13 protein-coding genes are annotated in these 14,780 nt (G+C 73.0%); 8 read left to right on the top strand and 5 right to left on the bottom strand.

Going from position 1 to position 14,780, the window contains the following annotated elements; translation table 11 throughout:
• Positions 1-106 precede the first annotated feature (106 nt).
• The 5 genes from ACVHNB_RS21920 to ACVHNB_RS21900 all read left to right on the top strand — a co-directional run bounded on the left by ACVHNB_RS21920 (position 107) and on the right by ACVHNB_RS21900 (position 6,084).
• Complete coding sequence (locus ACVHNB_RS21920; protein ID WP_456225657.1) at positions 107-1,144, top strand: NAD-dependent epimerase/dehydratase family protein; 1,038 nt, start codon at positions 107-109, stop codon at positions 1,142-1,144.
• Positions 1,144-2,205 carry a dihydrodipicolinate synthase family protein gene (locus ACVHNB_RS21915; protein ID WP_456225656.1) on the top strand — a complete coding sequence of 354 codons (1,062 nt, stop codon included), beginning with the start codon at positions 1,144-1,146 and terminating at the stop codon, positions 2,203-2,205. The genes ACVHNB_RS21920 and ACVHNB_RS21915 overlap by 1 nt, the downstream gene beginning before the upstream one ends.
• Positions 2,206-2,293: 88 nt before the next feature.
• Positions 2,294-3,208 (top strand): polysaccharide lyase, encoded by a 915-nt coding sequence (locus ACVHNB_RS21910; RefSeq protein ID WP_456225655.1) that lies wholly within the window; start codon positions 2,294-2,296, stop codon positions 3,206-3,208.
• Positions 3,209-3,301: 93 nt separating this feature from the next.
• Positions 3,302-5,122: a family 20 glycosylhydrolase gene (locus tag ACVHNB_RS21905; RefSeq protein WP_456225654.1), complete on the top strand. Its 1,821-nt coding sequence runs from the start codon at positions 3,302-3,304 to the stop codon at positions 5,120-5,122.
• Entirely contained in the window at positions 5,119-6,084 is a 966-nt protein-coding gene (locus ACVHNB_RS21900) for an acyltransferase domain-containing protein (RefSeq protein WP_456225653.1), read from the top strand. Before ACVHNB_RS21905 ends, ACVHNB_RS21900 begins: the two co-directional genes overlap by 4 nt.
• 218 nt (positions 6,085-6,302) lie before the next feature.
• On the opposite strand, the gene ACVHNB_RS21895 is transcribed toward ACVHNB_RS21900, so the two are convergent.
• Positions 6,303-7,667 (bottom strand): hypothetical protein, encoded by a 1,365-nt coding sequence (locus tag ACVHNB_RS21895; protein WP_428957026.1) that lies wholly within the window; start codon positions 7,665-7,667, stop codon positions 6,303-6,305.
• A 113-nt stretch (positions 7,668-7,780) separates the two neighbouring features.
• Here ACVHNB_RS21895 and ACVHNB_RS21890 point away from each other — a divergent pair, with 113 nt between their 5' ends.
• Positions 7,781-9,022, top strand: coding sequence for a molybdopterin-dependent oxidoreductase (locus ACVHNB_RS21890; protein WP_456225652.1), 1,242 nt, complete (start codon positions 7,781-7,783; stop codon positions 9,020-9,022).
• 353 nt (positions 9,023-9,375) lie between these two features.
• Here ACVHNB_RS21890 and ACVHNB_RS21885 read toward each other — a convergent pair whose 3' ends face one another.
• Genes ACVHNB_RS21885 through ACVHNB_RS21875 form a run of 3 tightly spaced genes read right to left on the bottom strand, consistent with a single transcriptional unit; the run spans position 9,376 to position 11,509 of the window.
• Positions 9,376-10,146, bottom strand: coding sequence for a class I SAM-dependent methyltransferase (locus tag ACVHNB_RS21885; RefSeq protein WP_428957028.1), 771 nt, complete (start codon positions 10,144-10,146; stop codon positions 9,376-9,378).
• On the bottom strand, positions 10,143-10,760 hold the full coding sequence (locus ACVHNB_RS21880) for a TIGR04282 family arsenosugar biosynthesis glycosyltransferase (RefSeq protein WP_456225651.1): 618 nt from the start codon (positions 10,758-10,760) through the stop codon (positions 10,143-10,145). Before ACVHNB_RS21880 ends, ACVHNB_RS21885 begins: the two co-directional genes overlap by 4 nt.
• Positions 10,757-11,509 carry a glycosyltransferase family 2 protein gene (locus ACVHNB_RS21875; RefSeq protein WP_428957030.1) on the bottom strand — a complete coding sequence of 251 codons (753 nt, stop codon included), beginning with the start codon at positions 11,507-11,509 and terminating at the stop codon, positions 10,757-10,759. Before ACVHNB_RS21875 ends, ACVHNB_RS21880 begins: the two co-directional genes overlap by 4 nt.
• 114 nt (positions 11,510-11,623) lie before the next feature.
• Here ACVHNB_RS21875 and ACVHNB_RS21870 point away from each other — a divergent pair, with 114 nt between their 5' ends.
• Positions 11,624-12,361 (top strand): response regulator transcription factor, encoded by a 738-nt coding sequence (locus ACVHNB_RS21870; protein WP_428957031.1) that lies wholly within the window; start codon positions 11,624-11,626, stop codon positions 12,359-12,361.
• A gap of 163 nt (positions 12,362-12,524) precedes the next feature.
• On the top strand, positions 12,525-13,634 hold the full coding sequence (locus ACVHNB_RS21865; RefSeq protein ID WP_428957032.1) for a sensor histidine kinase: 1,110 nt from the start codon (positions 12,525-12,527) through the stop codon (positions 13,632-13,634).
• A gap of 12 nt (positions 13,635-13,646) precedes the next feature.
• On the opposite strand, the gene ACVHNB_RS21860 is transcribed toward ACVHNB_RS21865, so the two are convergent.
• Positions 13,647-14,633: an NAD-dependent epimerase/dehydratase family protein gene (locus tag ACVHNB_RS21860; RefSeq protein WP_456225650.1), complete on the bottom strand. Its 987-nt coding sequence runs from the start codon at positions 14,631-14,633 to the stop codon at positions 13,647-13,649.
• Positions 14,634-14,780 lie beyond the last annotated feature (147 nt).

Below are 14,780 nucleotides of genomic sequence, written 5' to 3'. Positions count from 1 at the left end.
CAACCCCTTGCGCCCCATGGTTTCGCATGCTTTCTTGACGGCAGCTCAACAAATTCGTGAAATTCATTCTCGAAAAAGGAATGAATTCTGAGCGTGGGAGTTCTCAATGAAAGTCCTGCCCCGGACCGTTCCGGAATTGGAGGACGAGCTCGCCCGCCCCGGAGCGGAGTTGTCCGCCGAGGCCGCCGACTGGCCGGCCGGCCCATTGCTGGTCCTGGGGGCCGGAGGCAAGACAGGCACGGGGATATCCGTCATGGCGCGCCGCGCACTCGACGCGGCGGGGCGAAAGGACACCGAGGTCATCGCCGTGTCCCGGTGGACGGACAGTTCCCTCGCCGCGCATCTCGAAAAGCGCGGGATCCGGACGCTGCGCGCCGATCTGTCCGACCCGGCCGCCGTGAACGAACTCCCGGACGCCGGCACGGTCGTCCATCTGGCCGGCGCGAAGTTCGGCACGGCAACCGCGCCCGAGCAGGCATGGATGAGCAACACGGTGCTGCCCGCCTACGTGGCCCGCCGCTATCCGGGCGCCCGCACCGTCGCCCTGTCCACCGGCAACGTCTACGGCATGACCGCCCCGGTCACCGGCGGCCCCCGGGAGAGCGACCCCACCGCACCCGACGGGGACTACGCGATCACCTGCCTGGGCCGCGAACAGGTCTTCCGCAACGCCGCCCGCGCCTTCGGCACCCCGGTCGCCCTGATCCGCCTCAACTACGCGGTCGAACCCCGCTACGGCGTCCTCGCCGACCTGGCCCGCACCCTGCTGCGCGGTGCTCCGGTCGACCTCGCCACCGGCGCCGTCAACGTCGTCTGGCAGCGCTACGCCAACGAGGTCGTCCTGCGCTCCATCGGCCGCGCCACCGCCGACGAGGCCTTCACCCTCAACCTCACCGGACCCGAGACCGCGGGCGTGCACACCCTCGCCCGGCGCCTGGCCGAACGCCTCGACGTCACGCCCGAGTTCACCGGCGAACCGCCCGCCACCAGCCTGCTCAGCGACGCGACGCGGTGCCATGCCCTGTTCGGCTACCCGGACCTGCCGCTCGGCGCGCTCATCGACCTCCAGGCGAGCTGGCTCCTCGCGGGCGGCGAGACCTGGGACAAGCCCACCAAGTTCGAGCGCAGGGACGGCCGCTTCTGATGCCCGCCGCCATGGCCCACGACACCAGGGCCCTCCTCCGCCGCGACACCGTGATCCCCGCCCATCCCCTCGCCCTCGATGCCGGGCGCCGCCTCGACGAACGCCGCCAACGCGCCCTGACCCGCTACTACTTGGACGCCGGTGCCGGAGGGCTCGCGGTCGGCGTCCACACCACCCAGTTCGCGATCCGCGACCACGGCCTGCTGCGCCCCGTCCTCGAACTCGCCGCGGACGACATGACCGCCCACGCAAAAGCACGGCCTCTCGTCCGCATCGCCGGAGTCTGCGGCCCCGTACGCCAAGCCGTCGATGAGGCCGAAACGGCGCGCGAGCTGGGCTACGACGCCGTCCTCGTCTCGCCGGCGGGCCTGCCCGAAGCCACCGTCGACGACCTGCTGGACCGTTCGGCCGCGATCGGCGAGGTGCTCCCCGTGGTCGGCTTCTACCTCCAAGAGGCCGTCGGCGGGCGGTACTTGCCCGCCTCCTACTGGCGACGCCTGGCCGACCAGGAGTCCACCGTCGCCGTCAAGGCCGCCCCCTTCGACCGCTACCGCACCCTCGAACTCGTCCAGGGCGTCACGGCGTCCGACCGCGGCGAGCAGGTCGCGCTCTACACCGGCAACGACGACAACATCGTCGACGACCTGCTCACCCCCTTCCACGTCCATGGCCCGGGCGGGCCCGTGGTCCGGCACTTCGCCGGCGGACTGCTCGGCCACTGGGCCGTGTGGACCCGCTCCGCCGCCCGCCTCCTCGCCGACGTCCACGCCGCGCGCGCCGGTGACGGGGCGGCACGCCAGCGGGCCCTGACCCGACTCGCCGGCGACACCGACGCCAACGCCGCCGTCTACGACGTCCGCAACGCGTTCGCCGGGGTCATCGCCGGAGTCCACGAAGTGCTGCGCCGCCAGGGCCTGCTCGAAGGCACCTGGTGCCTCGACCCCACCGAGGGCCTGTCCGCCGGACAGGGCGAGGAGATCGCCCGCGTCCGCGCCCTGTACCCGTGGCTGCGAGAGGAGGACGCCTTCATCGCCGACGGGCTCACGCGCTGGCTCGCCTGACCCGTCCGCACCCGCACGATCCAGCACCTCTGTTTCCACCCCACTGGGCCGGCCGTCGGCCGGCGTCACGAAAAGAGGAGCCCCACACATGCGCACCAGAACCAAGCTCTGGAGCAGCGCGGCCGCCGTGGCCGCACTCGCCACCACCGCGCTCGCGGTCCCGGCATCCGGCACCACCCCCGCCCGGCAGACGGCCCCGACGGCCCTCACCAACGTCAACGACTTCGAGCGCCCCACCGCCGGTCGGCCCTACCCCCTCGGCGAATGGGCCAAGGACGGCTGGACCGCCCCCTGGGCGCTCGGCATGGACAACCGCGCGCAGATCGTGGACAACACCCCGGCACACAGCGGGACCAAGAGCCTGCGCGTCCTCTACCCCGGCGGCAAGATCGGCCCCGAGGACTCCGGCGCACAGGCCCCGTTCCAGATACCGAAGGCCAACGAGTACTACCTGTCGTTCTGGGTGAAGTTCCAGAGCGACTTCAGCTGGGGCACCACCGAGTACGCGGGCAAGCTGGGCGTGGGCCTCGCCGGCGGCGCCGCCTGCTCCGGCGGCCAGGTCTGCGACGGCACCAACGGCTTCTCGTCCCGCTTCATCTGGCGCACCGCGAACGGCCAAGCGGCGCTGTACTACTACCACATGGGCCACGAGGGCCAGTACGGCGACTACACCGTCCTCAAGGACCAGGCGGGCCAGGACATCTACTGGCCCAAGGGCGCATGGGTCAACGTCGCCCAGCGCGTCAAGCTCAACACCGTCACCGGCGGCCAGGCCAACCCCGACGGCGAGATCGAGGTCTTCTACAACGGCAGGACCGCCGCGAAGGTCACCGGCCTGCGGTTCGTCACCAACTCCGACCAGATCGACAAGGCGTACTGGTCGAGCTTCGCCGGCGGCGCGACGACGAACTTCGCGCCGAAGTACGACAGTTCCATGTGGTTCGACGACATCAAGGTCTCCCCCCGCCGCTCGGACATCTGCGAACTCAACGGCGGCTGCTGACCGTCAGCCCCCCCACCATGCCGGGAAGCACGGGCCCGTGTCCCGTGCTTCCCGGCCCCCTCCCCACCCCGCACACGAACCAGGAGCCGGTCCGTGCCCGTCACCCCCTTCCCGCGTCCCCGCACCCTCACCACCACTCCCGGCGGCGCCCCCACCGGGGCACCCGTGACGGTCACCGCGGACCCGAACCTGCCCGCTCAGGGCTACCGCCTGCACACCGGTCCCCACGGCATCACCCTCACCCACGCCGACGCCGCCGGCCTGCGCCACGGACTCGCCACTCTCGACCAACTGCGGGCCGGAGCCGACTTCACCGAGGTCGGCTACACCATCACCGACCATCCGGACTTCGAGCGCCGCGGCTTCCTCCTCGACATCAGCCGCGACCGCGTCCCCACCCGCGCCACGCTCGCCCGCTGGCTCGACCTCCTGGCCCTGGCCCGCTTCAACCAGCTCGAGCTCTACACGGAGCACACCTACGCCTTCGCCGCCCACCGCGAGATCTGGCAGGACGCCTCACCTCTCACCGACGACGACCTGCGCTGGCTGGACGCCCGCTGCGCCGCCCTGGGCATCGACCTGGTGCCGAACCAGAACACCTTCGGCCACATGGAGCGCTTCCTGCGCCATCCCGCCCACGCACACCGTGCCGAGAACCCCGACGGATACCTCCGCGGCGGCGTCCACCAGCCACCCGGCACACTCGCACCCACCCCGGACAACGCCGCCTTCGCCCAGTCCCTCCTCAAGGAGGTCACCGGCGTACTGCGGTCGAGACGCCTGAACATCGGCGCGGACGAACCCTTCGAACTCGGCACCGGCGCCTCCCGCGAGCAGGCCGAGCGCGACGGCCTCGGCACCGTCTACTTCGACCACGTCACCGCGCTCATGGAACCGTGGCTGACCGCCGGATACACCGTCGAGTTCTGGGCCGACGTCTTCGTCGACCACCCCGAACTCCTGGCCCGCGTGCCACCCGGCGCCGTCGCCGTCGTCTGGCAGTACGACGCGCCCACGACGACGCGGGCCGTCCTCGCCGCCGACAGCGCGGAGGCGGCACGGTGGAAGGGCCGCGGCACCGACCTCGACGCGCTCGCGGAGGGCTTCCGCGCCCGCACCGGGCCCCTGCACAAAGCGGGCGTGCCGTTCTGGGTGGCGCCCGGCGCCGGCAACTGGAACGCACTCCTCGGCCGGCTCGACAACGCCGAAGCCAACATCATCGACGCCGCCGAGGCCGGGATCGAGCACGGCGCCGGGGGATACCTCCTCACCTCCTGGGGCGACCACGGCATGTGGGAGCCGCCGTCCATCGCCTTCGCGCCGGTCCTGTTCGGCGGCGCCGTCAGCTGGTGCCTCGACACCAACCGGGACCTCGACACGGCCGGTGTCCTCGACGAGCACCTCCTGCTCGACGCCGCCCGGGTGACCGGCGGCGTCCTGGACCGCCTCGGCCGACTCGGTGAACGCCTGGGCGTTCCCCTGCTCAACGCCTCCCCGCTGATCCGCGCCCTGCGCCCCGACGACGCCCTGCCCCTGCCCGCCCTGCCCACCGCGCCCGCCCTGGACGAGGCCCGACGCACCCTGGACGCCTGCCGTCGCGATCTCGACGTGTCGGAGCCGGCCGCGGGCGACGGACAGACCCTGCTCAGGGAGCTGCGACACGTCATCGGCCTGGCCGATTTCGCCCTGGACCTCCTCCAGGCCGAATCCACGACCGAGCCGACGACCACCGGCACCGACGCCGCCGCGCACATCGCCCCGGCGTCCGCCGCGGAACTCCTGCGCCGCCTGGACCCCTTGCTCGCCGAACAGCGCGCCTGCTGGCTGCTGCGCTCCCGCCCCGGCGGCCTCGACGACAGCCTCGCCCGCTTCGACCGACTGCGTCACCTCCTCGTACAGGCGGCGAGCCGATGAACGCCGACGACTGGATCGACACGCTGTGCACGCCGACCGGTGACACCCGGGTGCCCGATCCGAAGCCCCGGTCGGAGACCGAGACCGCCACCGCCCTCGACCTGTTCGCGGTCCCTGCCGTCGACCGTGCTCCGCTGCTCGCGACCCTGCCCGACCCCGGGCGCACCCCTCGCCTGTGGGAGGCGCTCGTCCACTGCCACCGGACGCTGTTCACCGCCGAGGGCCCGCCGCGCGCCGATCAGTGGCCGCACGCCCCCGGCGCACTCGGCGAGGCAGGCCGCTACTTCTACACCCACCTCTACCTCCTCGCCCTGCCCCACGCCCTCGCCCTGCGCCGTGACAGGGGCATCCCCGACGGCGTGACGCGGGCGACCCTCGCGGACCTCGGGGCCAAGCTCGCCGGGTACCGCCTCGCGCACGGTACCGGCGGCTTCGACCGGCAGATCTGGCTCAGCCGCCATCTGCGCGGCACGCTGAACCGGCTGGGCCGCCTGCAGTTCGAGCACCGCACCTACGACTCGGCGTCCTGGGGCGCGCGGGCCGCCCCGGCGGACGGTCCCGGCGAAGGCGAACCCGTCCTCGACGTCCACATCCCCGGCGACGGACCCCTGACCCCCGCCGCCTGCGATGCCTCCTTCAAGGAGGCCCGTTCCTTCGCCGCCCGCCACTACCCGGAGCACACGGTCACCTTCGCGACCTGCCACTCATGGCTGCTGGACCACACCCTCGCCGACCACCTGGACCCCGACGCCAACATCCTCGCCTTCCAACGACGCTTCACCTCGCACGGAGACCGGCCACCGTGCGACACGGAGGTCCTGGAGTTCGTCTTCCACACCCCGCCCGGCACCACCGACACCACGGAACTGCCACGCCGCAACACCTTGCAGAGGGCCCTGCTCGACCACCTCGACCACGGAGGCCACTGGCGCACGGCCCGCGGCTGGCTGCGCCTGCCCTGAGCACCGGCGAGGTCACGCGGACGTCAACTCGGCACGCTCCGAACGGCGTCGCGCCGAGACTGCCGGATCGAGATGTCAACGCGGAGTGAGACGCACGTCTTGCGTGGCGAGACGGCCGCATGTTCGACTAGGGGACAAACTGCACATCTGCTGCTGAGGTGGCGCCCCGGAACAGAGGGACGCGGCAGGTCTTGGCTGTCGGTGACAGACCTCTGCCGTCACCACCCGGTGAGCAGCAGATGATTGACGGCCAGCGCCAGGGCCGCTTGGGCGGCGAGCCATGGGCGGGGCCGGGGGAGGAGCGCTCCGGAGGCGAGGAGCCACATGGTGAAGGGAAGCCAGATGCGTTCCGTCTCAGCCTTGCTCATGCCGGACAGGTCGGCGATCAGCAGCGCCAGCAGCGCGGCCGAGACGAGCAGGGCGAGGCGGGTGGAGGGCTCCGCGAGGCGAGGGCGCGGGCGCGGCAGGAGTCGCGCGCCCGCCCGGCGCAGGCCCGCGACCGTGGCCGGTCCGGCGATCAGGACCGTGCAGGCCAGGTTGGCCCACACCCAGTAGCCGTAGGGGCGGATGCCGCCCGCGCCCTGGTAGTAGCGCGTGGTCAACAGGCGGTACGCCTCCCACCAGTTGAAACCGGCGAGCGTGAAGACGGCCGGGACCACGGCGAGCCCGGCGAGCAGGAGAAGGGCCAAGGCCGCAGGGCGTTCCAGGACGCGCTGGCGCCCGAGGAACAGCACGGCCGCCCCGATCAGGGCGACGAGCGTGAGCCCGTACGAGAGATAGCAGGTCAGGCCGAACAGCAGCCCCGCGGCGGCGGCCCACCCCACGGAGCGGCCGGTCACTGCCAGCGCGAGCAGGGCCACCGCCCACGCGGCGACGGCCGCGAAGTAGGCGTCGGCCGAGGCGCCCATCCACACCGCGGCCGGCGCCAGGACCAGGAACGGCGCCGCGCGGCGTGCCGACTCCTCGGAGGCGAGCGCCCGCACGGCGACGAGCACGGCCACGGACGCGGTCGCGCCGACGACGATGCACCACATCCCCGCCCACCCGCCGCCCCCCAGACCGATCCGGTCGAGCAGCACGAAGGTGAGCGGCGCCGCCGGCGGGTGTCCCGCGGTGTGGGCGGGCCAGTGGTCGGGGGAGTCGATGAGGATGTGCCGGGTGTAGTCCCGCAAGGTCGCGGGGATGTCGTGGAAGCGGTCGATCACCCGGAGGTACTCGTACTTGGTGGTGAGGCGGACCGCGATGCCCCGGTGCCAGCCGTCGACGAGCGCCAGGGACAGGATCCAGGCGGTGGCCGCCGCCCAGGTCGTGGCGAGCAGGGTCCGCCAGCGCAGCGCCGTCGCGAGCTGCGGACCGTACGCCACGATCGACGCGGCCACCGCGAGCGCCGCCGGGGTGCCCGGACCCACATGGGGCAGCCAGTTGGCGTACAGCGGCGGCCAGCCGACGTGCAGCGTGTGGTGGGTGTGCTCGATGTGCCGGCCGATCAGCACGGCCGCCACCACGAGGAGAGCGGCCGCCACGACGGCGTACAGGTCCCGGCGACTGCCGTTCGTTCCGGGGGAGGGTTCGGTGCGGATCACACCGGAACGCTAGGCCCACGAGCGGCTCCGACCGGAGTGCCCGGGCCGGACGTCAGCGTTTCGTCATGGGTCGTGCACCCGGTTCCGGGGTGATCCCGTCCTACGGTCACAGCATGCGCGACGCTCCCCGCTTCCCCACCTCTCCCGGTTTCTGGCGCAGCCCGCTGCGCGGCCCCGGGCTCACCTCGGTCCTCGGCCTCGTTCTGCTCGCCGGCATCACCGTGCTGTTCGTGACAGGACTCCTCTCGTACGCCGCGTACAACCCGGACCTGGCACGGGTGAACGACAAGACCCCCGACAAGGGGCTGCTCGGCTTCTACCTCTTCGCCTGGCCCACGCACCCGCACTGGCTGTACCGGCTGAACCAGGGCGTGCACGTCACCCTCGGCGTCACGCTGATCCCCGTCCTGCTGGCGAAGCTGTGGTCGGTGGTGCCCAGACTCTTCGAACTGCCCCCGGTCCGCTCGGTCGCCCATGCGCTGGAACGGGTCTCGCTGCTCCTGCTGGTCGGCGGCGGCCTGTTCGAGTTCGTGACGGGCGTGCTCAACGTCCAACTCGACTACCTCTTCCCCGGCTCGTTCTACCCGCTGCACTTCTACGGTGCCTGGGTCTTCGTCTCCGCGTTCGTCGTACACGCGGCGCTCAAGGTGCCGGCCGCGCTGCGCAACGTGCGGCGCATGCGCCGGGGAGAAGAAGGAGCGGGCGGACTCGTGTCGCCGAACCCGGCTGCGCCGTCCGTTTCGCGGCGCGGGGCACTGTGGTTCGTCGGCGGTGGCTCGCTTCTGCTGTTCGGCACCACGGTCGGGCGCAGCTTCGACGGTCCGCTGCGACGCACCGCACTCCTGGCCCCGCACGGCGGCGCCGAACCCGGCAGCGGACCGAACGGCTTCCAGATCAACAAGGCCGCCGCCTACGCGGGAATCCACCCGACGGAGACCGGCGAGGACTCCTGGCGCCTCGTCGTCACCGGGCGCGACGGAACAGTCCGGCTCAGCCGGTCGGAACTGGGCCGACTCGCCCAGCACAGCGCCGCGTTGCCCATCGCCTGCGTGGAAGGCTGGTCCACCTCCGACCAGACATGGCGCGGGGTACGGCTACGGGACCTCGCGGCGCTCGTGGGCCACGACGCCGACCTGCCGGGCGTGTTCGTCGAGTCCCTCCAGCGCCACGGCGCGTTCCGGCACGCCGCGCTGCGCGCCAACCAGGTCGCCGACGGGCGCTCGCTGCTCGCCCTCTCCGTCAACGGCGCGGCGCTGTCCCCCGACCACGGCTACCCCGCGCGGATCATCGTGCCCGCGGCGCCCGGTGTCCTGAACACCAAATGGGTGGCCCGGCTTACCTTCGGAAGGCTGTGACCTGTGAGCGACACGAAAAAGACAGGCGGTTCAGTGCGGGCATCACGCCGACTTCCGCTGGGCAGCCCTCTCCAACTCCTGCTGTTCGCATGTTCGTTCGTGCTCGCCGCCTACGCAGGTGTACGGCTGCTCGCCGACGACTGGCTCGGTGTGGCGCTGTGGATCGTCGGGGCCGCGCTGCTCCACGACCTCGTGCTGCTGCCGCTCTACGCGGCCGCGGACCGGTCGCTGCTCGCGGCGGCCGGGGCTGTGGGGCAGCGGAAGCGGGCCGGGTACGTGCGGGTCCCGGCCGCGCTGTCCCTGCTTCTGCTGCTCGTCTGGTTCCCGCTGATCAGCGGGATGGCGGACGCGCGCTACGCGTCGGCCACCGGCCAGTCGGCGGCCGGATTCCTGCCTCGCTGGCTGCTGCTCACCGGTGTGCTCTTCGGCGGCTCGGCGCTGCTGCTGGTCCGGTCGGAGCTGCGGGTGCGCAGCGCGGCGAAGCGCCGCCCGCCCGAGGACCACTGAGCGACAGGACGCAGGCCCGCCCGGCTCGCGTACCGCAGCAGTGCCTCGGTGCCCACGCGCGCCCAGGGGAAGGGGCGGTCGTCGGCGAGCCCGTCGGTGACGTCGACGACCTGCACGTGGGCGCGCTCGTCGACATCCACGGGCGCTGTCTCGACGAGCACCAGGCCGCCGGGGGCGAGGAGTTGGGTCACCCGCTCCAGGAGGGCGCGGGGCTCCCCGCCGATGCCGACGTTGCCGTCCATGAGGAGCACGCTGTCCCAGCGGCCCTCGCCCGGCAGCGGGTCGAAGACGGAGCGGCGCAGCGCCGGGCCACCGAGGCGTTCGGTGCGGTCGACCGCGGCCTCGCTGACATCGACGCCGAGGACCGTCCGGCCGCGCACGACGAGCTCCGCCACCAGGCGCCCCGGCCCGCAGCCCACATCGAGAACGGCGCCCTCGCACCGGTCGAGGACCTCACGGTCCACCGCGTCGGCCCGCGCGCACCAGCGCTCCACCTCCAGCGGCAGCAGCCAGCCGTCGGTGCGGCGCAGGAACAGCGGGCCCCGGCCGGCGCGCAACGCGACGGCGTACGGGTCGGCCTTCGCCCAGGGCACGGTGCCGGCGACCGGCGCGCTCATCGGCGTACCGCCGGCGTACATCGCGCCAGGCGGGCGGCGAACCGGCTCCCGGGGGCCAGCGCGGCGACGGCGCAGGCGTCGTCGGCGGTGTCGACGTCACGCAGCTCCGGCAGATCCCGCACCCGCAGCCCGGCGGCGACGAGCCGCTCGCGCTGTGCGGCGCCCGTCTCCGGTGTCGACATCGGCACGCCGCGCAGCAACGCAGGATCGGGCGTGGCCAGGCCGAGAGCCCAGAACCCGCCGTCGGCCGCGGGGCCGAACCACGCGTCGCCGTCGGCGAGGTCCACGCTCAGCAGTTCGGGCGTGACCTGCGGGGTGTCCATACCGATCAGCAGAGCGGGCCCCGCGCAGCCGGCGAACGCGGCCGCGAGCCGTTCGTCGAGACCGCCCGCGACCTGCGGTACGACGTCGAAGCTGGGCGGCAGCCACGGCCCGGGAGCCCCGTCGAGGACGAGGACGCGACGGTCCGCCGGGGTGGCGGCCACCGTGTCCAGCGTGTCCGCGAGAGCGGCCTCGGCCAGTGAGGCGGCCTGCTCGGGCGTGAACGGCGGGGTGAGCCGCGTCTTGACCCGCCCCGGGCGCGGCTCCTTGGCGATGACGAGCAACGTGGTCACCGGACACGCCCTTCCTGTACGGACTGCTGCCGTCCGGACGTCTGCTGTGCGGGGGATCCGGCGGTCACGGGCGGCTCCGCCAGCACCCGGCGCATGTCCCGTACCGCGTGCCAGGTGCCGCGCCAGGTCCCGGTCACCTTCGAGACGCCGGTACGCGGCAGGTACGGCACGTCGTGCTCGACGACCCGCCAGCCGGAGTCGGCGGCCCGCACCACCATCTGCAGCGGGTAGCCGCTGCGCCGGTCGGTGAGCTCCAGCGCGCGCAGCGCCTCCCGGCGCGCGGCGCGCAGCGGTCCGAGGTCGTGCAGGGCGAGGCCGGTCCTGCGGCGCGTCATGCGGGCCAGTACGCGGTTGCCGACGCGGGCGTGGACCGGCCACACGCCGCGGCCCGCCGGACGGCGGCGGCCCAGCACCAGATCGGCCGCACCGGCGCGCACCTCCCGCACGAAGGGGACCAGGAGGGAGGGATCGAGGGAGGCGTCGCAGTCGCAGAAGCAGACGATGTCGGCGCCGGCCGCTTCCAGGCCGGCGTGGCACGCGGCGCCGAAGCCGCGCCGCGGCTCGTGCACGACCAGCGCGCCCAGGCCGCGGGCGAGGTCGGCCGAACCGTCGGTGGATCCGTTGTCCACGACGATCGCGCGCCAGCCGGGAGGAATGCGTTCGAGTACCCAGGGGAGGGCCGCCGCCTCGTTCAGGCAGGGCAGGACCACGTCGACCACTGGTGCTGATGGGGTTGTCACGGCTTTCACCCTACGAGCGGCAAACGGACATTAGGGACTTCGGTTCCTTACGAAACACGGACGTCCGCGCTCGCGCACGCCCCGGGCCCTCCGTCCGTCGCGCAGGAGTGTCAGGGTGGAGGAATGCAGCAGTCATACGAGCCCGAGAGGGCTCCGGCCCCGGACGGGGCGGCCCGGGTCCTGGTCGTCGACGACGATCCGACCGTCGCCGAGGTCGTCACCGGGTACCTGGACCGGGCCGGCTACGACGTCGACCGAGCGGGTGACGGCCCCGCCGCCCTCGCCCGCGCCGCCGCGCACCGCCCCGACCTCGTGGTGCTCGACCTGATGCTGCCCGGCATGGACGGTCTGGAGGTCTGCCGCCGGATGCGCGCGCGGGGCCCCGTTCCGGTGATCATGCTCACCGCCCGGGGTGACGAGGACGACCGCATCCTCGGCCTGGAAGTCGGCGCCGACGACTACGTCACCAAACCCTTCAGCCCCCGCGAGCTGGTCCTGCGCGTGGAGTCGGTACTGCGCCGCGCCCGCCCCGACACCGACCGGCACCCGGTGCGCGCCGCGGGCCTCACCGTCGACCCCGGCGCCCGCCGCGCCACCCGTGACGGCGCCGAACTCGCGCTCACCCTAAGGGAGTTCGACCTCCTCGCCTTCTTCCTGCGGCACCCCGGACGGGCCTACAGCCGCGAGGACCTGATGCGCGAGGTATGGGGCTGGGAGTTCGGCGACCTGTCGACCGTCACGGTGCACATCCGACGCCTGCGCGGCAAGGTCGAGGACGATCCGGCCCGTCCCCGCCTGATCCAGACGGTCTGGGGCGTCGGCTACCGCTTCGAACCGCACCCCGCACCGCAGCCGACCTGACGGACCGGCGCCGGCGATCCCCCGGCCGGCGGACGAACGGTGCCGACGGCATCCACCGACCCGGAGCCGGCGACTTCTACCGCCGGACAGGCACCGAGCACGACGGCCGAAGAACCGATCCGACGGACCAGCCGCAACGACCGAGAACCAGGGACGACCCACCGTGCACGACAACCTCCTCATCGCCCTCTACGCGTTCGCCGGTGCCGCAGCCACCGGCCTTGTCGGAGCCGCGGCGCTGCGTCTGCTGCGCCGCCGGTCCCTCACCGCCTCGCTCGCCGTCGTCGCCGCGGTCGGCGTGGTGGCGATGCTCGCCGGCACTCTAGCCGTGGCCTGGGCGATGTTCCTGTCCCCGCACGACCTGACCGTGGTGACCACGGTCGTGGCGATGGCGGCCGTCGTCTCCCTCGCCACCGCACTCGTCCTGGGCCGACGGGTCGTCGCCCGCAGCCGTGAACTCGCCGTGGCTGCCCGCTCGTTCGGCGACGGCGGCGACTTCGCGGCCCCGCACACGCCGGCCACCGCCGAACTCGAGGAGGTCAGCCGGGAACTGGCCGCCACCAGCGCCAAACTGGCCGCCTCCCGGACCCGCGAACGCGCTCTGGAGACCTCCCGGCGCGAACTCGTCGCCTGGATCTCGCACGATCTGCGCACCCCGCTCGCGGGCCTGCGCGCCATGGCGGAGGCACTGGAGGACGGGGTCGCCACCGACCCCGGACGCTACCTCGCCCAGATGCGCACCGAGGTGGAGCGCCTCAACGGGATGGTCGGCGACCTGTTCGAACTCTCCCGCATCCACGCCGGATCGCTGCCGTTGAGCCCGGCCAGGATCTCCCTGTACGACCTGGTCGGTGACGCCCTCGCCGGGGCGGATCCGCTCGCCCGCGAACACGGGGTGCGGCTCACCGGGGACAGCGTCGAGCCGGTCCCGGTCGAGGTGGACGGCAAGGAGATGAGCCGCGTCCTCGGCAACCTCCTCGTCAACGCGATCCGCCGTACCCCCTCGGACGGCACGGTCGCCGTCGCCGCCGAGCGCTGCGCCGACGGCGTCGTCGTGTCCGTCACGGACGGCTGCGGCGGCATCCCCGAGGAGGATCTGCCCCGCGTCTTCGACACCGGCTGGCGCGACACCAACGCCCGGACGCCCCCGGCCGGCGCGGGGCTCGGCCTCGCCATCGTGCGCGGCATCGTCGAGGCCCACCAGGGCCGGGCCACGGTCCGCAACATCCCGGGCGGCTGCCGCTTCGAGGTCACGTTGCCTGCGGCTCCGTAGCCCGAAGGCCGGCTACCCCTGGGCGAACTCCCGCATGCCGTCCTCGAAGGAGACCTCGGGCTGCCAGCCGAGCCGGTCCCGCAGCCGCGACGAGTCCGCGGTGATGTGCCGTACGTCCCCCAGCCGGTACTCACCGGTGACCACCGGCTCCGGCCCGCCGCACGCCCCGGCGAGCGCCCGCGCCAACTCCCCGACCGTGTGCGGCACACCGCTTCCCGTGTTGTACGCGGCCAGCGTGCCCGGGGCCGCCTCGGCCTCCAGCGCCACCACATTGGCCGCCGCCACATCCCGTACGTGGACGAAGTCCCGCCGCTGCCGCCCGTCCTCGAAGACACGCGGTGCCTCACCACGGGCCAGCGCGGACCGGAAGAACGAAGCGACGCCGGCATACGGGGTGTTGCGGGGCATCCGCGGCCCGTACACATTGTGATAGCGCAGCGACAGCGCCGTCCCGCCCGTACTGCGTGCCCATGCCGAGGCCAGATGCTCCTGGGCGAGTTTGGTGGCGGCGTACACATTGCGCGGATCGGCCGGCGCGTCCTCCCCGACGACACCGGGCTCCAACTCGGCCTCGCACACGGGACACTTCGGTTCGAACCGGCCCGCATCCAGGTCGCCTACGTCCCGCGGACCCGGCCGCACCAGTCCGTGCCGCCGACACTCGTAGCGGCCTTCCCCGTACACGACCATCGACCCGGCCAGGACCAGCCGCCCCACGCCCGCCGCGGCCATGGCCGACAACAGCACCGCCGTCCCCAGGTCGTTGCGCGAGACGTACTCCGCCGCGTCCACGACTCCGTTCCCGAGACCGACCATGGCCGCCTGGTGGCAGACGGCGTCGACCCCGTCCAGGGTGCGAGCGATCGCCTCCGGATCCCGCACGTCGGCGCCCGGATCGTCCCGCACGTCGAAGACGACGGCCTCGTGCCCGCGCGCCGCCAGCGCCTCGACGACATGGGACCCGATGAACCCGGCACCGCCGGTGACCAGTACACGCATGCCGCCACGGTAGGTCCGCAGCGCCGACGAACCGCCGGACCGGGCCCGCGCGTCACAGATCCGTAAGCAGCCGGCGCCTGTTCCGGGCCCCGACGCGGCTCGTCCGCCTGCCTGCCGACTACAGGGGGTCATGATCCAACGCGCGTG

It is taken from the genome of Streptomyces sp. YJ-C3, from assembly GCF_053891275.1.
This window is presented reverse-complemented; position numbering and strand designations above follow the sequence as displayed.